General features: G+C 46.5%; 16 protein-coding genes. 13 read left to right on the top strand and 3 right to left on the bottom strand.

Going from position 1 to position 19,966, the window contains the following annotated elements; translation table 11 throughout:
- Positions 1-293 precede the first annotated feature (293 nt).
- The 4 genes from OCV12_RS15090 (at position 294) to OCV12_RS15105 (ending at position 4,261) form a co-directional block, all read left to right on the top strand.
- Entirely contained in the window at positions 294-560 is a 267-nt protein-coding gene (locus OCV12_RS15090) for a DUF4212 domain-containing protein (protein WP_010435433.1), read from the top strand.
- A gap of 10 nt (positions 561-570) precedes the next feature.
- Positions 571-2,274 (top strand): sodium:solute symporter family protein, encoded by a 1,704-nt coding sequence (locus OCV12_RS15095; RefSeq protein WP_017062715.1) that lies wholly within the window; start codon positions 571-573, stop codon positions 2,272-2,274.
- 202 nt (positions 2,275-2,476) lie between these two features.
- Positions 2,477-2,863: a hypothetical protein gene (locus tag OCV12_RS15100; protein WP_017630893.1), complete on the top strand. Its 387-nt coding sequence runs from the start codon at positions 2,477-2,479 to the stop codon at positions 2,861-2,863.
- A 12-nt stretch (positions 2,864-2,875) separates the two neighbouring features.
- Positions 2,876-4,261 (top strand): class II fumarate hydratase, encoded by a 1,386-nt coding sequence (locus OCV12_RS15105; protein ID WP_261884973.1) that lies wholly within the window; start codon positions 2,876-2,878, stop codon positions 4,259-4,261.
- Positions 4,262-4,386: 125 nt separating this feature from the next.
- Here OCV12_RS15105 and OCV12_RS15110 read toward each other — a convergent pair whose 3' ends face one another.
- Together OCV12_RS15110 and OCV12_RS15115 are read right to left on the bottom strand one after the other, a co-directional pair.
- A complete protein-coding gene (locus tag OCV12_RS15110) occupies positions 4,387-7,818 on the bottom strand; it encodes a hybrid sensor histidine kinase/response regulator (RefSeq protein WP_261884974.1) in 3,432 nt (1,143 codons plus the stop codon).
- 131 nt (positions 7,819-7,949) lie between these two features.
- The gene (locus OCV12_RS15115) at positions 7,950-9,131 is read right to left on the bottom strand and encodes a 3-phenylpropionate MFS transporter (RefSeq protein ID WP_261884975.1); all 1,182 of its coding nucleotides are present in this window, start codon (positions 9,129-9,131) and stop codon (positions 7,950-7,952) included.
- Between the two features lie 229 nt (positions 9,132-9,360).
- On the opposite strand from OCV12_RS15115, the gene OCV12_RS15120 reads away from it, so the two are divergent.
- From OCV12_RS15120 to fis, 9 genes are all read left to right on the top strand, one after another.
- Positions 9,361-11,193, top strand: a complete 1,833-nt coding sequence (locus OCV12_RS15120; protein WP_261885965.1) for a DUF294 nucleotidyltransferase-like domain-containing protein — start codon at positions 9,361-9,363, stop codon at positions 11,191-11,193.
- An 11-nt stretch (positions 11,194-11,204) separates the two neighbouring features.
- Positions 11,205-11,837 (top strand): 3'-5' exonuclease, encoded by a 633-nt coding sequence (locus tag OCV12_RS15125; protein ID WP_261884976.1) that lies wholly within the window; start codon positions 11,205-11,207, stop codon positions 11,835-11,837.
- A 218-nt stretch (positions 11,838-12,055) separates the two neighbouring features.
- Positions 12,056-14,005: an acetate--CoA ligase gene (gene acs, locus OCV12_RS15130; protein ID WP_009844693.1), complete on the top strand. Its 1,950-nt coding sequence runs from the start codon at positions 12,056-12,058 to the stop codon at positions 14,003-14,005.
- Between the two features lie 322 nt (positions 14,006-14,327).
- A complete protein-coding gene (aroQ, locus tag OCV12_RS15135; protein WP_010435475.1) occupies positions 14,328-14,777 on the top strand; it encodes a type II 3-dehydroquinate dehydratase in 450 nt (149 codons plus the stop codon).
- A gap of 74 nt (positions 14,778-14,851) precedes the next feature.
- Complete coding sequence (gene accB, locus OCV12_RS15140; RefSeq protein ID WP_261884977.1) at positions 14,852-15,310, top strand: acetyl-CoA carboxylase biotin carboxyl carrier protein; 459 nt, start codon at positions 14,852-14,854, stop codon at positions 15,308-15,310.
- Between the two features lie 15 nt (positions 15,311-15,325).
- Positions 15,326-16,669 (top strand): acetyl-CoA carboxylase biotin carboxylase subunit, encoded by a 1,344-nt coding sequence (gene accC, locus OCV12_RS15145; protein WP_017633389.1) that lies wholly within the window; start codon positions 15,326-15,328, stop codon positions 16,667-16,669.
- A 186-nt stretch (positions 16,670-16,855) separates the two neighbouring features.
- On the top strand, positions 16,856-17,743 hold the full coding sequence (prmA, locus tag OCV12_RS15150; protein ID WP_261884978.1) for a 50S ribosomal protein L11 methyltransferase: 888 nt from the start codon (positions 16,856-16,858) through the stop codon (positions 17,741-17,743).
- 139 nt (positions 17,744-17,882) lie between these two features.
- Positions 17,883-18,851, top strand: a complete 969-nt coding sequence (gene dusB, locus OCV12_RS15155; RefSeq protein WP_164913329.1) for a tRNA dihydrouridine synthase DusB — start codon at positions 17,883-17,885, stop codon at positions 18,849-18,851.
- A 23-nt stretch (positions 18,852-18,874) separates the two neighbouring features.
- Positions 18,875-19,171, top strand: a complete 297-nt coding sequence (gene fis, locus OCV12_RS15160; RefSeq protein WP_004729744.1) for a DNA-binding transcriptional regulator Fis — start codon at positions 18,875-18,877, stop codon at positions 19,169-19,171.
- 121 nt (positions 19,172-19,292) lie between these two features.
- On the opposite strand, the gene zntR is transcribed toward fis, so the two are convergent.
- Positions 19,293-19,724 carry a Zn(2+)-responsive transcriptional regulator gene (zntR, locus tag OCV12_RS15165; protein ID WP_017633392.1) on the bottom strand — a complete coding sequence of 144 codons (432 nt, stop codon included), beginning with the start codon at positions 19,722-19,724 and terminating at the stop codon, positions 19,293-19,295.
- Between the last annotated feature and the right edge of the window lie 242 nt (positions 19,725-19,966).

The following is a 19,966-nucleotide window of genomic DNA, read 5'->3' on the forward strand; positions in this document are numbered from 1 at the left end:
TACGCAGGACTAAATACCGTTTCTCAGTCATTTAGTTGTTAAATTTTATGACTCGCACTCTAATTCATCCACTTTTGTTAGACCTTTGGCTAATTTAACAACCTTGTAACATCACATTTTTCTATGGTTCTGCCTCCTAACTCCCATATTTCAGTACATTAGCGCCGATAGCATCCCGACTAAAGTTGCACAGATCCCTTGACTCATCCTTGCTACATTCTAAATCGTAACATTACGTTAACACGCTATTTTACAAAAACGGTTTCTACGAAAACGGAATAAAGGAGAAGGCAATGGCGTTCGAATCTACGGAACATGCTCAAGCCTACTGGAAGGAAAACTTGGGAATTATGGGAACACTGCTCGCGGTCTGGTTTGCAGTGTCTTACGGCGCTGGCATCTTATTTGTGGATGCCCTCAATACCGTTCAGTTTGGCGGGTTCAAGCTAGGATTTTGGTTCGCTCAGCAAGGTTCGATATACACCTTCGTGGCGCTGATATTTATTTACGTTGTTCGCATGAATGCGCTCGACAAAAAATACAACGTACAGGAAGACTAGAGGCTAGAACATGGATATTCAAACTTGGACGTTTATTCTCGTCGGTATTACTTTCGCGGTATATATCGGCATCGCAATCTGGGCTCGTGCAGGGTCGACGAGTGAGTTTTACGTTGCTGGCGGTGGTGTACACCCAGTAGCAAATGGCATGGCGACTGCCGCTGACTGGATGTCGGCAGCATCATTCATCTCAATGGCAGGTATCATCTCATTCGTTGGTTACGACGGTGCGGTTTACCTAATGGGTTGGACAGGTGGTTACGTACTACTTGCGCTATGTTTAGCACCTTACCTACGTAAGTTCGGTCAGTTTACGGTTCCTGATTTCATCGGTGAGCGTTACTACTCGAAAACAGCTCGTATGGTAGCGGTATTCTGTGCAATCTTCGTATCATTCACGTACGTTGCAGGCCAGATGCGTGGTGTAGGCGTTGTATTCTCTCGTTTCCTAGAAGTCGACATTAACCTAGGTATCATCATTGGTATGGGTATTGTGTTCTTCTACGCAGTACTTGGTGGCATGAAAGGCATCACTTATACGCAGGTAGCTCAATTCTGTGTCCTCATTTTCGCCTTCCTTGTTCCAGCAATCTTTACATCAATCATGATGACAGGTAACCCACTTCCACAAGTTGGTATGGGCTCTACGCTATCAGGTACGGATGTTTACTTACTTGATAAACTGGATGGACTCACCGAGGAACTCGGATTTACCGCCTATACTGAAGGTAACAAGAGCATGGTGGATGTATTCTTCATCTGTGCGGCTCTAATGGTAGGTACTGCAGGTCTTCCACACGTAATCATTCGTTTCTTCACGGTACCAAAAGTACGTGATGCTCGTATCTCAGCGGGTTGGGCTCTACTGTTCATCTCATTGCTATACACAACAGCACCAGGCGTTGCAGCATTCGCTCGTGTAAACATGATCGAAACAATCAACGGCCCTGACATGCAAGGTGTCGCAGCAGCAGACGCACCAAGCTGGTACAAAAACTGGGAAAGCACTGGCCTAGTAGGTTGGGAAGATAAAAACGGCGATGGCAAAATGTTCTACTCGGGCGATGAGCGTAACGAGATGAAGATTAACCGTGACATCATCGTACTGGCTTCTCCAGAGCTAGCGAAACTACCAAACTGGGTTGTAGCACTACTGGCAGCCGGTGGCCTAGCAGCCGCACTATCAACTGCCGCGGGTCTACTATTGGTAATCTCAACGTCGATTTCACATGACTTGTTGAAGAAAGGCTTCAGACCAAACATGACCGACAAGCAGGAGCTGTTAGCCGCTCGTTTGGCCGCCATGGTCGCGATTGTCGGTGCAGGTTACTTGGGTATTAACCCACCAGGTTTCGTAGCACAGGTAGTAGCGTTTGCCTTCGGCTTAGCCGCAGCATCCTTCTTCCCAGCAATTATCCTAGGTATCTTCTACAAGAAGATGAACAAGGAAGGTGCAATTGCAGGTATGTTGTCAGGTATTGCCTTCACAGCAAGCTACATCATCTACTTCAAGTTCATTAACCCAGCAGCAAGCACACCTGAAAACTGGTGGTTTGGTATCAGCCCAGAAGGCATCGGTACGCTAGGTATGTGTCTAAACTTCGTAGTATCAATTGCTGTAAACAAAGTAACTGCTGAAGTGCCACAAGATGTACAAGACATGGTTGAGAACATCCGTTACCCGAAAGGTGCTGGTGAAGCTCACGACCACTAAGCACGACCACGAAACAAAGATGTTTAGCAAAAAATGAATCAGTACTTACATTGTAGGGATTAGGTACTGAATCTCAGAAAGCCGATACTTCATGTATCGGCTTTTTCTTTTCCCTTTTCATTTTATAAAAAGACAAACAAAGGGTTGTTTTTAAAATGTCATTTGATAATAATTATCATTAACATCCAATAAAGAGATGCAAATGATGATGAAAGAACAGCAAGGTCTCTATTCGAGGTTTTACAAAGCACAAGATCGCTTTGCTTCATTAGAGCAAGTACAAGGCCATGAGCCGTTTGTGATTCGAGATTACATCGAGTGCGCACTAACGCTTTCCGCCTACTATGAAAAGCACGCAGCCCAAGAAAACATCTTGTTGTGCGAGCTGTACCTGCGCCAAGTTTTCTTCCATTTGATTGAAGCGATTGAGTCTCCTGAGCGCAGTTTCGCCTTTCGTCATATCTGCCTAGACTCTATTCACTCACCACTATTTTATTTGAAACGCCACTACTGCCAGCAACCTCAAGGCCAAGCGCGTTTTTTGAATCTCAGCCAAACACTACAACAAGTCCAAGCCCCACTTGGCTAACAAGGATAGAAGATGACCCTACAATATCGAATTGAGAAAGACAGCATGGGGGAAGTAAAAGTCCCTGCCGATGCGCTATACCAAGCACAAACTCAACGTGCTGCAGATAACTTTGCTTTTAGTTCACACAAGATGCCAGCCAGCTTCATTCAAGCATTGGCATTCATTAAACAGGCCGCCGCAGACACCAACGCTCAGTTGGGCTTATTGGAAGGTGATATTGCCAACGCGATCGCCGAAGCGAGCCAAGAGATCATTGATGGTAAATACCTCGATCAATTCCCGATCGATGTTTACCAAACTGGCTCTGGCACAAGCTCCAACATGAATGCCAACGAAGTGATTGCAACACTCGCTTCAAGAAGTTTGCAAGGGAACGTGAATCCGAATGATCACGTCAATATGGGCCAAAGCAGCAACGATGTGGTGCCAACCGCAATTCAAGTCAGTGTCGCTCTTATGGCAGAAAACAAACTGCTACCTGCATTAACTCACCTTTCAGAAGCACTTACCGTTAAACAGCAAGAACTAGCCGAGGTAGTAAAAACAGGCCGTACTCACCTAATGGATGCGATGCCAATTACCTTTACTCAAGAGCTCGGTGGTTGGAAATTCCAGATTGAACACGCTAAGCAAGCCATTGAAAGCACCCTGCCCGCTATCAAAGCACTTGCTCAAGGTGGAACGGCGGTAGGAACGGGGATCAATGCCGACCCACGCTTTGCCGATAAGTTTGCAAGTAACCTGTCTCAGTCGACAAAGATCAGTTTTAACTCAAGTGAGAACTTCTTTTTTAATCTCAGCAGCCAAGATGCGATCGTTGCGTTTTCGGGTCAGCTCAAAACTGCAGCAGTTGCGATCATGAAGATCTCAAACGATCTTCGCTGGATGAACTCTGGCCCATTGGCAGGCTTAGGTGAAATTGAATTGCAGGCACTACAGCCAGGCTCATCGATCATGCCGGGCAAAGTAAACCCTGTGATTCCAGAAGCCGCAGCGATGGCAGCTGCACAAGTGATTGGTAACGACACCACTATTACTGTCGCTGGCCAATCTGGTAACTTCCAGCTGAATGTGATGCTGCCAGTCATTGCTCATAACGTACTAGAAAGTATAGAGCTATTGGCTAACAGCTCTGTCGCGCTAGCAGATAAAGCGGTTGCGACCTTCACGGTGCGCCAAGACAATCTTGATTTAGCACTTTCAAAGAATCCAATTCTAGTGACAGCACTCAACCCTGTGATTGGTTACCTCAAGGCAGCGGATATTGCTAAGAAAGCCTACAAAGAGGGTTTGCCAATCCTTGATGTTGCAGAAAGAGAAACCGATCTCAGCCGAGAAGAACTCAGCAAGCTGCTTGATCCAACCGCCCTCACTCAAGGTGGTATTGCAGGTTAGTTAGCAAGCTGACAAACATTTGCTAAAACTCACTGAAATAGCAGAGACAAAAAAGGCCTCATACGAGGCCTTTTCGATATCCGCTAGCAAATCCAAACGTGCTAATCCGAACCTGTTAATTCAAATTAACTCACACGATTCAATACCGCTCTGAGTTTTAACGGCTTCACTGGCTTGGCGATAAAGCTAAAACTATTGGCCTTTATCGCTGCCAACATGTCATCGGTTCTATCGGCACTAATGATGACCCCTTCAAAGGAGTCGCCAAGGCGCAAGCGACACTGTTGCAACACTTCCAGACCCGTTCGACCATTATCGAGGCGATAATCAGAGAAGATCACATCCGGCTGCCAACCATCGTCGAGACACTTCAAGCTTTCAACCAGATCAACCGCGGTCTTAACCTCACAGCCCCATCGACCAATCAGGTTCTCCATTCCGACCAAAATCTCGCGCTCATTATCGACACACAAGATTTTCAGGTGTTCGATATCACTTGTTGCCATTGGCGCTGAAGCTTGCACAACCGGAGCGATCTGTTCGGCTCTCGCTAAGGTGATAGAGAAAACACTGCCTTGCCCCGGCCATGAACGCATCGATATTTGATGACCAAGTACATGAGCAATACCTTTAGAAATCGCAAGGCCTAATCCCAAGCCTTGGTCTGCACGCACTTGACTGCCACGAGTAAACTCTTCAAAGATCTCTTGTTGCTTGTCTTCGTCAATACCGGTTCCGTTATCCCAGACATCAATTCGCACCTGACCATTGACTCGTCTCGCACCGAGTACCACTTTCCCTTCTGGGTTATAGCGAAAAGCGTTGGTCAAAAAGTTCTGAATCACACGCCTTAATAACTTAGGGTCAGAGTGAATGAACAGTGACGATGGAATCATCTTAAACTCAATTTTTTGTTGTCTCGCTAAGGCACTAAATTCCGCATTTAAGTTGGTTAGTACATCGTGCACAGCTATCGCATGGATGTTGGTTTCTAGCTTGCCGGATTCCAATCGAGAGATATCCAATAAGTCGCCAATCAAATCTTCAGCAGCACCAAGCGCACTCTCGATATGAGACGAAAGTTGCTTCACCTCTTGCTCTTTTGCCACCTCTGAAAGTGAGGAAGCAAACAAGCGCGCTGCATTGAGTGGCTGCATCAAGTCGTGGCTTACTGCCGCCAAGAAACGACTCTTAGATTGCGATTCTTGGTCAGAGATTTGTGTCGCCTTGACCAAGCGATGGTTCAGCTTTTCGAGCTCTTGAGTTCGTTCGTGAACTCTCGATTCCAAGGTTTCATTGGCATCTTTTAATGCTTGCTCTGCTTGTCTGAATACCGTGATGTCAGTGAAGCTCATTACGAAGCCACCACTTGGCATCGGATTACCTTGCACCTCAATCACTCGGCCATCAGGACGAATACGAGAAGAGGTGTGTCGCGTACCTTGCTCAAGGTGATAAACACGGCGGCGAACGTGATCTTCTGGGTCACCCGGACCACACAAACCTTGCTCGGCATTGTGGCGAATCACATCTGAAATGGGTCGCCCAACCTGAATCAAACCCGCGGGGAATTCAAACAGTTCTAAGTAACGTTGATTCCACGCCACCAGCCTCATTTGTTTGTCTATTACCGCAATGCCTTGGCCTATGTGTTCAATCGCACCTTGCAGTAAGCCACGGCTAAAATCGTACAGTTCAGAGGCTTCATCAACGATGGTCGCAACTTCTTCAAGCTGCATATTTCTGCCCTGCAGAGCAGAAGTAAGTACTAACTTAGCGGAAGATGCGCCGAATACACCCGCGAGTACGCGCTCTGCATGTCGAATCAAACTCGCGGGCGCTTGTTGATTAGGAAGCAACGGCTGTCCGTGTTGTTGCCAATAGCTGTGTAAGGCGCTTTTCGCGCGCTTTCGACCGACAAAGCGCGATGCCAACATCTCTAGTTCAGCGACCGTCACACGGTTCTGATACAGGCTGATATTTTCATTCTCAGGCAGCGGTGTACCAACAAATGCTGCCGATTGTAAGCGCTCACTTAGGCTTGGTCTTGTCGACATCGAAACCACTGCATAGCATAAGGTATTAAGCACAATACTCAGCACAATGCCCCAGTTAGAACTGCTGATATTCCAGCTACTGAGCAACTCTGGCGGCGTGATAATCCACAGCAAAAGGTTACTTTCGCTATCGCCTGCCAACATGCTGGTTTGACTCATCAGAGTAATCAGCCAAATCACCGAACCGACCATTAAGCCGACATAGACACCCTTTCGGTTACCCGGACGCCAGTACAAACCGCCAATCAACGCCGGAGCAAATTGAGCAATCGCTGCAAACGAAAGGAAGCCGATCGCAGACAAGGAATGAATGGTGTCGAGCGCCTGATAGAACAACCAAGCACCAAGAAGCAGCAACAGGATCAACCCGCGACGAATAACGAGTAACAGTCCAGAAAAATGACGATGGGTTCTTTGAGTTAAGCGCATGCGACGCAGAAGCAAAGGCATCACTAAATCGTTCGACACCATGATTGCTAACGCGATGGTCGAGACAATCACCATGCCACTCGCAGCAGAAGTACCACCTAAGAAAGCGAGCAAGGCAATATGATTAGCACCCTCTGCCATTGGCACACTGATAACGTAAGTATCGGCTGGCATGTCGGTCAATAATCCCTGACCTGCCCATGCGATCGGCAGTACGAACAAGCCCATCAAAATCAGATAAAGCGGAAATAACCAACGAGCGGTGTGCAGATCTTGAGGGCGCTCGTTTTCAACTACCATAGTATGGAATTGGCGTGGCAAACAGACAATCGCCAACATGGTTAAGACGGTATGAATAATTAAGGTCGGAATATTCGGTGATTCGTAGGTGGAAGCCGCCACATCAAGCAGGTCGATTTTATCGCTGCTCATCGCCAAATACATGATAAACAGACCAACAATCAGGAATGCCGCCAACTTAACGATGGACTCAAACGCCACCGCCATCATCATGCCACGGTGATGTTCCGTGTTATCGATGTGCCTGGTACCAAACAACATGGTGAAGATGGCCAGTGCACCAACCACAAACCAAGAGACGTGATAATCCTGATAGCCAAAATCTTGCGCCAGACTCGGAGCAACAATATCGAGCCCCATGGTGATACCACGCAATTGCAGCGCGATATAAGGAAGAATACCGACCACAGCAATCACGGTGACGGCCACCGCTAAGCCTTGAGATTTTCCGTAGCGAGCCGCGATGAAATCGGCAATTGAGGTGATGTGTTCCCGTTTCGCGATCAAAATCAGCCGCGCTAAGATCCGCCAGCCGAGAGTGAATACCAGAATTGGTGCGAGATAGATGGGTAAGAAAGACCACGGGTTATTGCTCGCCTGACCCACCGTTCCATAGAAGGTCCAAGAGGTGCAATACACCGCAATGGAAAGGCTATAGATCCACGGACGCCAGCGCGATAGCCAACGAACCTGCCTGTCTCCATACCAAGCGATCAGAAATAACACGCCCAAGTAGGCTAAAGAGACTGGAATTACTACCCATCCTTGCATTGAAAACCCTTTCTTCATCCATAAAAAAACCTCTCCATAAGGGAGAGGTTTCATTTAACTAAGGATGTGGGATTAACTCAATCGCATCGCTTAAATTCTGTGCTTTAGACTCTAATAATCACGATTGGTTATCAGCTATGAACTTCTGACTCTGGTTGATTAACTTCAACCACAGAGCTTCTTTCATCCAGTTTGATGAACAGTGCCAGTCCACCCATCGCAGCCATTGCCCAAAAGATATTGGCACCCCATAGCTCATAGCCCCAGCCACTCAGTGTTGTCATTAAAGCAATGAATGCACCCAGCGGGATTGCGTTGTACAGAGCTTGCAACGCCACCATCTTGTTCTGTTCTTCAGACTGAATGTATTGAATCGCAGCGATGTGCGCCATCGCGAAGGTCACGCCATGCAGTAGTTGCACCAAAATCAGAGCAGCAATGGCCGTGGTTGATGCTGTGATACCCCAACGAGCCATCACACCTAATGCCGCCACAACAAACAAAGTACGCAACGTTAATCCAGAGAACAGTCGCTTGCTTAGAGCAAATACTGCGACTTCGGCAACCACACCTAAGCTCCATAGGTAACCAATAATGGCTTCAGAGTGGCCCGCTTCTTTCCAGTAAATCGCACTAAAGCTGTAATACGCGGCGTGGCTACCTTGCAGCAGTGCCATCAAAGCCAAGAACTTCACAACAGAAGACTCTCGCAACAGTTCACCCAGTTTAGGACGTACCGCCTGTTGTTGAGAATGCGTCACCGGCATCACGTTCGGATTTCTCATCGCCAGCACTAATGACACCAGCACACCAGCAAACGCCGTGTACAAGATCATGTCCGTGCCGAATTGCGCGACCAAGTAACCCACCACTGTCGAACCTGCGATAAAGGCGATCGAACCCCATAAGCGAGTGCGTCCATAGTCGAGCATATTAAGGCGACTGTAGTGGTTAGCCATCGCATCCGAGAGCGGGATGATCGGTCCATAGCAGAGGTTAAACAGCACCGTTGCCAACAGCATCAATATAAAGCTGCCGCCGGTGAAAAAGTGGAAGCCTACAAATAGCAGTGCCGCAAAACTCAAACAACGCAGAGCTGGCATTAAGTGTTCAACTTTATGGATACGAGGCGTAATCACTAGATTTGCCACACAACGCGTCGCAAAGCCGATACCAATCAATACACCAATGTCACCTGCAGAGACGCCTTGGTCTTCAAACCACAGCGCCCAAAATGGCAAATAAACACCATAGGCAAAAAAGAAACCAAGAAAATACTGGGAGATCCAGCCATAGGGAGAAGGACTAAACATAGGCGACCTATAAAATGTGCAGAAAGAAGCAGCACCAATTATGCCTACGTCGCATAGGATGAAAAAGGGAATTATTGAAGAGATAGCATTCCTGTATTCAATGAATATCGACATCCCATTTAGTTCAAGTATCCAGCATTCACTAGCCCTCACGATCGCATTTAGACTAAAGTCGTCTGGAGCTTCGCTGGTAATTTGTCAGACTGAAAAGAGACTCCTAACTCTTTCGATGCTTATGCCTGATAAATTTAATATGCAGCACCCGCCCTTCGATAGCCTGTCCGACGCGGAACAGTTAACGCTGCGTTCCTCATTAGATGTGGTTTATTACCGAGCGCACGAGGTGATATTGGAGGCCGACCGCCCAAGTCGCCATCTGCATATTCTGATTAAAGGGGCCGTCGAAGAGCGTGCCAGTAGCAATGGAGAGATCTACGCGCACTATGCCAATGACGATATTTTCGATGTGCGTAGTCAATTTGAGCCTCACACCAAGCACCAATATATCGCGCTAGAAGATACCTTAAGTTATCTATTACCAACCGATATATTCCTTGAGCTTTACCACGCCAATGGCCAGTTCGCGGCTTACTTTGATAGTAACCTATCGACCCGAAAAGCACTGATTGAAGCCGCTCAGCAGCAACAGAATCTTGCCGAGTTCATACTGACCAAAGTCGACGACTCTATTTATCACCCACCACTGATACTCGAACCCAACCAACCGATTAACCAAGTGACTCAAACCCTTAAAGAGCAAGGGTTGGACTCGGCTCTAGTTCATTTGGCACATGATGATCCAAAAGCTTTTGGATCATCATGTACCTTTCCATATGGAATCGTCACACGAACCAATTTATTGCACGCGGTGATGCTCGATAACCGCCCGCTAGATACTGCGGTTGGCGAGATAGCAACCTTCCCTGTTCTGCATGTTAATCAAGGCGATTTCTTGTTTAATGCCATGATCACCATGACCCGAAATCGCGTAAAAAGACTGATGGTTTGTGATGGTCAAAACGCAGTGGGCATGGTCGATATGACGCAAATACTCAGCGCGTTCTCCACTCACTCGCATGTACTTACTTTGCGAATTGCGCGAGCCACCAGCATTGAAGAGTTGGCCATGGCTTCCAACAAGCAGCGTCAATTGGTCGAAAGCCTACTCAGTAATGGCATTCGTACACGCTTTATCATGGAGCTAATTTCAGCCGTAAATGAACAGATTATAGAGAAGGCGTTTGAGTTAGTTATCCCGCCAGCGCTACACAACCATTGCTGCTTGATCGTGTTGGGTTCTGAGGGGCGTGGAGAACAAATCCTCAAAACCGATCAAGACAACGCGTTAATAATTCAAGATGGTTTGGAGTGGCATCAATGTCAAAGTGCCATGAACGACCTCACCCACACACTGCAGCAATTGGGGTATCCGTTATGCCCGGGCAACGTGATGGTCAACAACCCGAAATGGGTGCATTCAGAACAAGAGTGGAAACAAACCCTCACCAGTTGGGTAAGAAAAGCAACGCCAGAGACCGTGATGGATATCGCCATCATGGCGGACGCACACGCCGTGGCGGGAAACAGAGAACTACTAAAACCGGTCAAACAGCACCTCAGTGATTTGATGCTCGGACAAGAGTTGATTCTGACCGAATTCTGCCGCCCAGCTCTGAACTTCTCGGTTCCCCTGACCCTGTTTGGTAATGTGAAACAATCCAAATCGGGACTCGACATCAAACAAGGCGGTATTTTCCCTCTCGTGCACGGTGTGAGAGCACTGAGCCTTGAACATGGTGTGACGGTCAATAACACCTTTGAACGCATTGAGCATCTCGTGAACAAAAAGGTACTAGAGCAAAGCACCGCGGATAACCTCAATGAAGCGCTCAAGCAGTTCTTTAAGTGGCGCTTATCACAACGCCTTTCACAACAGCACAGCAGCAATAAAATCGACGTCAAACTGATGGAGCGAGCAGACCGAGATCTGCTTCGTCATAGTCTGCATGTGGTTAAAAAATTCAAGCAATGGCTCGGCTACCACTATCAGATAAGGGACTAGGCGATTGAACGATGAATAGACTGGTTCGCTATTACTGGCACCACAAGCTCAAAGGCTCTTCGTATCAGCCTCTGTTTACTGCGCCTGTTCATCAAGAATATGTCTCACTCGATTGTGAAACCACCAGCCTCGACCCCAATCAAGCCGAACTGGTGACCATTGCCGCGACCAAGATCATCGGTAACCGAATCATTACCAGCCAACCTTTTGAAGTGCGGTTGCGAGCGCCTCAATCACTCGATTGCAATTCGATAAAAATCCACCGTATTCGCCATCAAGATCTCAAACACGGCATAGAAGAGAAGCAGGCCTTAATTGAGTTACTTAATTTTATTGGTAATCGTCCTTTAGTCGGCTATCACATCCGCTATGACAAAAAAATTCTCGACCGCGCCTGTTTAAAACAGCTCGGATTCCCACTGCCTAACCGATTAGTCGAAGTGAGCCAACTCTATCAAGACAAACTCGAAAGACAGCTGCCCAATGCCTACTTCGACCTCAGCATGGATGCCATCTGTCGCCAGCTCGACTTGCCTATTCCAGTCAATAAACATGATGCATTACAAGACGCTATCTCCGCCGCGCTGATCTTTGTTCGCCTGAAACACGGTGACCTGCCTCGCTTCAACTCTTCTTATTCTTAATTCAACCACGGGCTTTCTACATAGAGAGCAACATCTCAAAAATGAACTTAACTCGCTATTTTTTAAGTGAAAAGCGGCGTCTCATCCTAAAGTCTAATTGTGGAAATCGCCGTCCTAGCCGAGAGTGATAACACAAAGACGGTTCTGTAATAGACCTAGAAACTGAACACAAAGGAAGTTGCCAGTTCATTAGGAATGTAGGCACAAGGAGAGATGCAATGAGTGAAGCCCACGTTTATCCGGTAAAAGAAAATATTAAATCAACCACACACGCGGATAATGACACTTACCTAGCCATGTACCAGCAATCTGTTTCTGACCCTGAAGGCTTTTGGGGTGAACACGGAAAAATCGTTGATTGGATTAAGCCTTTCACACAGGTAAAAAATACCTCTTTCGACCCTGGTCATATCGACATCCGTTGGTTTGAAGATGGCACGCTTAACGTATCGGCTAACTGTATCGACCGTCACCTTGCAGAACGCGGTGATGAAGTCGCAATCATCTGGGAAGGTGATGACCCTGCCGATGATAAAACTCTAACTTTTAATGAACTACACAAAGAAGTGTGCCTGTTTTCAAATGCTCTGAAAGAGCAAGGCGTACGTAAAGGTGATGTGGTGTGTTTATACATGCCAATGGTACCTGAAGCAGCTGTTGCTATGCTGGCGTGTACCCGTATTGGTGCGGTTCACACAGTGGTATTCGGTGGTTTCTCACCAGAAGCTCTGTCTGGTCGTATTATCGATTCAAATTCTAAAGTCGTGATCACTGCCGATGAAGGCGTGCGTGGCGGCCGTGCTGTTCCACTTAAGAAAAACGTTGATGAAGCGCTGACTAACCCTGAAGTGAAGAACATCGAGAAGGTTGTAGTATTCAAGCGTACTGGCGGTGATGTTGCTTGGCATGAACACCGTGATGTGTGGTGGCACGATGCTATTGCTAATGTATCGGCAGATTGCCCACCAGAAGAGATGAATGCAGAAGACCCACTATTCATCCTTTATACCTCAGGCTCAACAGGCAAGCCTAAAGGTGTTATGCACACCACAGGTGGTTACCTTGTTTATGCAGCAATGACATTCAAATATGTATTCGACTACCAAGAGGGCGAAACCTTCTGGTGTACTGCGGATGTGGGTTGGATTACAGGTCACACATACCTTGTTTACGGGCCGCTTGCCAATGGCGCTAAAACTATTCTGTTTGAAGGCGTGCCGAACTACCCGAACACAAGCCGCATGAGTGAAGTAGTCGATAAGCACCAAGTGAATATTCTTTATACTGCACCAACGGCTATTCGTGCACTAATGGCGAAAGGCAACGAAGCCGTTGAAGGCACTTCTCGTGACAGCTTAAGAATCATGGGATCAGTGGGTGAACCTATCAACCCAGAAGCATGGGAGTGGTACTACAAAACAATCGGTAATGAGCAGTCTCCAATTGTTGATACATGGTGGCAAACTGAAACGGGCGGCATCTTAATCGCCCCACTACCGGGCGCAACCGACCTAAAACCAGGCTCAGCGACGCGTCCATTCTTCGGTGTACAACCGGCACTAGTTGATAACATGGGTAACATCATTGAGGGCGCAACTGACGGCAACCTCGTCATTCTAGATTCTTGGCCGGGCCAAATGCGTACCGTTCATGGCGATCATGACCGCTTCGAACAGACTTACTTCTCTACGTTTAAAGGCATGTACTTCACCAGTGATGGCGCTCGTCGTGATGAAGACGGCTACTACTGGATTACTGGTCGTGTTGATGACGTACTTAACGTGTCTGGTCACCGTATGGGTACTGCAGAAATTGAATCGGCTCTAGTAGCGTTTGATAAGATCGCAGAAGCAGCGATTGTGGGTATCCCTCATGATATTAAAGGCCAAGCGATTTACGCTTACATCACGCTCAATGATGGCGAGTTCCCAACTGCTGAACTTCATAAAGAAGTGAAAGACTGGGTACGTAAAGAGATCGGCCCAATCGCAACGCCAGATGTGCTGCACTGGACCGACTCATTACCGAAAACTCGTTCAGGTAAAATCATGCGTCGTATCCTGCGCAAGATTGCTACCGGTGATACAGGTAACCTAGGTGATACATCTACTTTGGCAGACCCAAGTGTGGTTGATAAGCTGATTGCCGAGAAAGCAGAACTGGCATAAGCAACCAGTCACACCCTGAATAACTGTTTAAAACAGACCTTACCTAAACCGTCACCTATGTGGCGGTTTTTTTATGGCTGATCTTGATCTCAAATATCCCGCCCCAAATTAAGGCTAAGGCGCTTTTTTGTTAAGTTGGTAACAATTCCACGCTGTATCAATAGGAGATTAGACCAGTAAATTGCTGCGATTTGCGCTGAATTAGCTATAATCTGGTTCTAATTTTTAAATTTGGGTTTTTCTCACTAGAAATTAACCGCAAATTTTCAATAAAATGGCAACATTCACGTTCGTAAACACGATGAAGGAAGATAGCCCCACGATGTCTACAAAGTTTCGCATTCTAGTTTTAAATGGCCCAAACCTTAACCTGTTAGGCCTAAGAGAGCCGGCACACTACGGTTCTCAAACACTTGACCAGATTATTAGCTCATTGACCGAGCAAGCGAAAGCACACGATGTTGAGCTATCTCACTTACAGTCAAATCGCGAGTATGAACTAATTGAAGCGATCCATAGTGCTTATCAAAATGTTGATTTTATCATTATCAACCCAGCAGCCTTCACACATACCAGTGTGGCACTGCGTGATGCACTACTTGGCGTTGCAATCCCATTTATTGAGGTCCATCTATCGAATGTTCACGCACGTGAACCATTCCGTCACCACTCTTACCTATCTGATAAAGCAGAAGGTGTGATTTGTGGCTTAGGTGCCCAAGGTTATCAATTTGCTTTGACCGCTGCGCTCAGCAAGCTCAACTCAAAGTAAACATAAACAACGAACTATTACTAACCTACTCAGTCATAGAGTAAGTTCAATTAACAGATAAAGAGAAAGAAACAATGGATATTCGCAAAATCAAAAAGCTAATCGAATTGGTTGAAGAATCTGGTATTTCTGAGCTAGAAATCTCTGAAGGTGAAGAGTCAGTACGAATCAGTCGTAACAGCACTGCACCTGTAGCACCTGTTCAATATGCAGCAGCTCCAGCTCCTGTAGCAGCGGCAGCAGCTCCTGCGGCGGCGGCACCTGTAGCAGCAGAAGCAGCGGCTCCAGCAGTTCCAGCGGGCCACCAAGTTCTTTCTCCAATGGTTGGTACTTTCTACGGCGCTCCAAGCCCAGACGCAAAACCATTCGTTAAAGTTGGTCAATCAGTAACAGCTGGCGAAACTCTATGTATCGTTGAAGCAATGAAAATGATGAACCAAATCGAAGCTGATAAGTCTGGTGTTGTTACCGCTATCCTAGTTGAAGATGGTCAACCAGTAGAATTCGACCAAGCTCTAGTAATTATCGAATAATAGAGAGCACTCATTATGTTAGATAAATTAGTAATCGCGAACCGTGGTGAGATTGCACTACGTATTCTGCGTGCATGTAAAGAGCTTGGCATTAAAACGGTAGCTGTTCACTCAACAGCTGACCGCGATCTTAAGCACGTACTGCTTGCAGACGAAACCATTTGTATCGGTCCAGCTCGTGGTATCGATAGCTACCTAAACATCCCTCGTATCATCAGCGCAGCTGAAGTTACAGGTGCAGTAGCCGTTCACCCTGGCTACGGCTTCCTATCTGAAAATGCAGACTTTGCAGAACAGGTAGAGCGTAGTGGCTTTATCTTTGTTGGCCCTAAAGCTGAAACTATTCGCATGATGGGTGACAAAGTGTCAGCTATCACGTCGATGAAGAAAGCTGGCGTACCTTGTGTACCAGGTTCTGACGGTCCTCTTGACGACGACGACGCGAAAAACAAAGCGCACGCTAAGCGCATTGGTTTCCCAGTAATCATCAAGGCATCTGGCGGCGGCGGCGGTCGTGGTATGCGTGTTGTTCGTTCTGAAGCAGAACTAACAGAAGCTATCGCGATGACTCGTGCTGAAGCAAAAGCATGTTTCAACAACGACATGGTTTACATGGAGAAATTCCTAGAAAACCCACGTCACATTGAAGTACAAGTGCTTGCAGATGGCCAAGGTAATGCTATCCACCTAGGTGAGCGTGACTGTTCAATGCAACGTCGTCACCAGAAAGTTGTGGAAGAAGCACCAGCTCCAGGTATCACTGAAGAAATGCGTAAGTACATCGGCGAACGTTGTACTCGTGCTTGTCTTGAGATTGGTTACCGCGGCGCAGGTACATTTGAATTCCTATACGAGAATGGTGAATTCTACTTCATCGAAATGAACACACGTATCCAGGTTGAGCACACGATTACTGAAATGGTAACGGGTATCGACCTAGTGAAAGAGCAACTGCGTATTGCTGCTGGTCAGCCTCTATCATTCACTCAAGATGATATTAAGCTGCGTGGCCACTCAATCGAATGTCGTATCAATGCTGAAGATCCAGTTCGTTTCCTACCTTCTCCAGGTAAGATTGAACGTTTCCACGCACCAGGCGGCATGGGCGTACGTTGGGAATCTCATATCTACACAGGTTACACAGTGCCACCACACTACGATTCAATGATTGGTAAGCTGATCACTTACGGTGAGAACCGTGATGTTGCTATCGCTCGTATGAAGAACGCACTGGGTGAAATGATTGTTGAAGGTATTAACGTTAATACTGAACTGCAACTGTCTATTATGAACGACGAAAACTTCCAACACGGTGGTGCGAACATCCACTACCTTGAGAAGAAGCTTGGTCTGCAATAAAACTAGCCCTAAGTAATCGGTTCTTTTAAGAACATTTAAAATGCTCACTTCGGTGAGCATTTTTGTTTTTAGAGCCCCGATAAACTCAATCTTTAATCCCCATTTTATTCCGTGGGGTTTTGGTGAATTTGCTCATATTTTCTGCTAGACTCGCCATCCAATTTTTCTCATATAGAAGATGCAGCCATGCCTTGGATTCAAATCAAGCTTAATGCTACCAATGAAAATGCCGAACAAATCGGCGACATGTTAATGGAAGAGACTGGTGCTCTTTCTGTAACTTTCCTGGATGCACAAGATACCCCTGTATTTGAGCCTCTGCCGGGTGAAACTCGCCTTTGGGGTGATACTGACATTCTCGCGCTTTACGACGCTGAGACTGATACTGGTGTCGTTCTAGCGCAGATTAAAGCAAGCAACATGTTCCCTGCAGACTTTGCTCATAAAGTAGAGCAAATTGAAGACAAGGATTGGGAACGTGAATGGATGGACAACTTCCACCCAATGAAGTTTGGTGAGCGTTTATGGATCTGCCCTAGCTGGCGCGATATCCCTGAACCTGACGCTGTAAACGTAATGCTGGATCCAGGTCTTGCATTCGGTACAGGTACTCACCCAACAACGGCATTGTGTCTTGAGTGGCTTGAAGGTCTAGACCTTACAGGCAAAACCGTGATCGATTTCGGTTGTGGTTCAGGCATCCTAGCGATCGCAGCGATCAAACTTGGCGCAGCAAAAGTTATCGGGATCGACATTGATCCTCAAGCTCTGCTTGCATCAAAAGACAATGCACAACGCAATGGCGTTGCTGAGCAACTAGAAGTGTTCTTGCCACAAGATCAACCTGAAGGTTTGCTGGCTGACGTGGTTGTTGCCAACATTCTTGCAGGTCCATTACGTGACCTTTCAAGCATCATTAAAGGCCTAGTTAAGCCAAATGGTGTGCTGGCGATGTCGGGTGTTTTAGATACACAAGCGGAAGATGTTGCGACTTATTATCGTGATGAGCTTCACATTGATCCGATCATCGAGCAACAAGAGTGGTGTCGTATCTCTGGTCGCAAGCAAGGCTAGACAAGACTTTGGGCGCTAATTGATTGAATTTTATGCAAATTACAAAAACAATTTGTAAATGCTCAAATATTAGTCTTTTCACGCAGCGAAAAAATGCGTAAAATGCGCGCCCTTGCTGGTACAGAACTGTGATGACGTTTTGAAAATCGGAAATTATCAACTTAAGAACAATCTAATCGTCGCTCCAATGGCTGGCGTAACGGATAGACCATTCCGTGAGTTGTGTCTTCGCTATGGTGCGGGGATGGCAGTCAGTGAAATGATGTCCTCCAATCCTAAGGTTTGGAAAACGTCGAAGTCTCAGCAGCGTATGGTACATGAAGGCGAATCGGGCATTCGTTCAGTACAAATCGCTGGTGCAGATCCACAGCTTATGGCCGAGGCTGCTCAATTCAATGTCGATAACGGTGCGCAAATCATCGATATCAATATGGGTTGTCCAGCCAAAAAAGTGAATAAGAAGCTTGCGGGCTCTGCCCTACTTCAGCATCCAGAACTCATTGAAGAGATCTTGAAGGCTGTCGTAAACGCAGTCGACGTTCCAGTAACGTTAAAGACTCGTACAGGCTGGGATACAGATAACAGAAACTGTGTCCAAATCGCTAAAATAGCCGAAGACTGCGGCATACAGGCACTTGCCCTTCACGGGAGAACTCGCGCTTGTATGTACAAAGGTGAGGCAGAATACAAACACATTAAAGCGGCGAAACAAGCTGTATCTATTCCGGTTATTGCTAACGGTGATATCGATAGCCCGGAAAAAGCTAAGTTTGTGCTGGAGTACACCGGCGCTGACGCTTTGATGATTGGTCGTCCTGCCCAAGGTCGTCCGTGGATTTTTAACGAAATCCTACACTATTTGGAAAACGGCACCACGATGGACCCACTACCAATCTTGGAAGTGAAGGACATCATGCTTGGTCATGTTAACGCTCTGCATGAATTCTATGGAGAGTTTTTAGGCCCTCGCATCGCTCGTAAGCATGTGGGTTGGTATCTAAAAGAGCATGAACAAGCGAGTGAGTTTCGCCGTACCTTCAACGCACTCGAAGCAGGTGATCTGCAGCTTGAGGCGCTAGAAGGTTATTTTGATAACGTTGCACCATAATTACGAGAAGAGCTAGACCGAATATGTTCGAACAAAATCTGACTTCAGAAGCATTGACAGTGACTACAGTAACATCACAAGACCAAATCACGCAGAAACCACTACGTGATTCAGTGAAAGCATCATTGAAAAACTACCTTGCTCAATTAAACGGTCAAGAAGTCAGCGAGTTATACGAACTAGTATTAGCTGAAGTTGAACAGCCACTACTAGACACCATCATGCAGTACACTCGCGGTAACCAAACTCGCGCAGCAACTATGATGGGTATCAACCGCGGTACTCTTCGCAAGAAACTTAAAAAATACGGCATGAACTAATCGTTCTTTCGTAATTAATTGAATTGAAAGCCAAGCTCATTGATTGAGTTTGGCTTTTTTTTGGCTTGTCGATTGAGTACCAGACAGAATCTAGTACCTGAACTGGCTATGAAAGCCGCTGTTAGCTACAGCAACGCCCCTTATCAAGGTTTGCTGAGTCCAAAGCTGCCAGAATAGAACAATGGCTCGCATCGTCGTCTATGTGACCACAACACGCATCATTAATTTTCTTGAGTGCAGTACGAATCTTGGTGAGCTCGGTAATCTTCTCATCAATCATCTCCAGCTTGGCTGTGGTAATCGACTTCACTTCGGCACAACTGTGCTGTGTCGCTTCCAAGCGAATCTCAAGCAATTCTTTAATCTCATCCAAACTCAGCCCCAACTCTTTGGATTTGAGAATAAAGGTCACCTGTTTCTGGTTATTTTCATCATAGAGACGATAACCCGACTCACTGCGACTGGCTGGCGCAATCAGGTTATTCTTCTCATAAAATCGCAAGGTATCGGCCGTCACACCGCATCGTTTCGCTAATTCACCGATCTGGAACATGTTTTTTCCTACTCTTTCGTCCATTCCACAATTAACCTTATCGTTACTTTTCAGGCTGAAATGGCACTTTTCATAATTAATTTTGAGATGCCAAACGATTGCGCGAGCTTTTTTGTAATAAATTAGTTAGAATCTGCGCCATCAAATTTGGAGTTGGTTATCTTATAGCTAGATCATAAGACAAACCCAAAAGGTCTTTACCAAAACTGGCCAATATTTTATCTCTTACTGGTATCTAAGAT

The sequence above is a fragment of the Vibrio pomeroyi genome (genome assembly GCF_024347595.1).
GTDB lineage: Bacteria > Pseudomonadota > Gammaproteobacteria > Enterobacterales > Vibrionaceae > Vibrio > Vibrio pomeroyi.

Excerpts from the sequence above, each read along its gene's own strand:
- OCV12_RS15090 (WP_010435433.1), top strand. The coding sequence starts at position 294 with ATGGCGTTCGAATCTACGGAACATGCTCAAGCCTACTGGAAGGAAAAC.
- fis (WP_004729744.1), top strand. The coding sequence starts at position 18,875 with ATGTTCGAACAAAATCTGACTTCAGAAGCATTGACAGTGACTACAGTA.
- zntR (WP_017633392.1), bottom strand. The coding sequence starts at position 19,724 with ATGTTCCAGATCGGTGAATTAGCGAAACGATGCGGTGTGACGGCCGAT.
- prmA (WP_261884978.1), top strand. The coding sequence starts at position 16,856 with ATGCCTTGGATTCAAATCAAGCTTAATGCTACCAATGAAAATGCCGAA.
- OCV12_RS15110 (WP_261884974.1), bottom strand. The coding sequence starts at position 7,818 with ATGCAAGGATGGGTAGTAATTCCAGTCTCTTTAGCCTACTTGGGCGTG.
- OCV12_RS15095 (WP_017062715.1), top strand. The coding sequence starts at position 571 with ATGGATATTCAAACTTGGACGTTTATTCTCGTCGGTATTACTTTCGCG.
- OCV12_RS15100 (WP_017630893.1), top strand. The coding sequence starts at position 2,477 with ATGATGATGAAAGAACAGCAAGGTCTCTATTCGAGGTTTTACAAAGCA.
- accC (WP_017633389.1), top strand. The coding sequence starts at position 15,326 with ATGTTAGATAAATTAGTAATCGCGAACCGTGGTGAGATTGCACTACGT.
- OCV12_RS15125 (WP_261884976.1), top strand. The coding sequence starts at position 11,205 with ATGAATAGACTGGTTCGCTATTACTGGCACCACAAGCTCAAAGGCTCT.
- accB (WP_261884977.1), top strand. The coding sequence starts at position 14,852 with ATGGATATTCGCAAAATCAAAAAGCTAATCGAATTGGTTGAAGAATCT.
- acs (WP_009844693.1), top strand. The coding sequence starts at position 12,056 with ATGAGTGAAGCCCACGTTTATCCGGTAAAAGAAAATATTAAATCAACC.
- aroQ (WP_010435475.1), top strand. The coding sequence starts at position 14,328 with ATGTCTACAAAGTTTCGCATTCTAGTTTTAAATGGCCCAAACCTTAAC.
- OCV12_RS15105 (WP_261884973.1), top strand. The coding sequence starts at position 2,876 with ATGACCCTACAATATCGAATTGAGAAAGACAGCATGGGGGAAGTAAAA.
- OCV12_RS15120 (WP_261885965.1), top strand. The coding sequence starts at position 9,361 with ATGCTTATGCCTGATAAATTTAATATGCAGCACCCGCCCTTCGATAGC.
- OCV12_RS15115 (WP_261884975.1), bottom strand. The coding sequence starts at position 9,131 with ATGTTTAGTCCTTCTCCCTATGGCTGGATCTCCCAGTATTTTCTTGGT.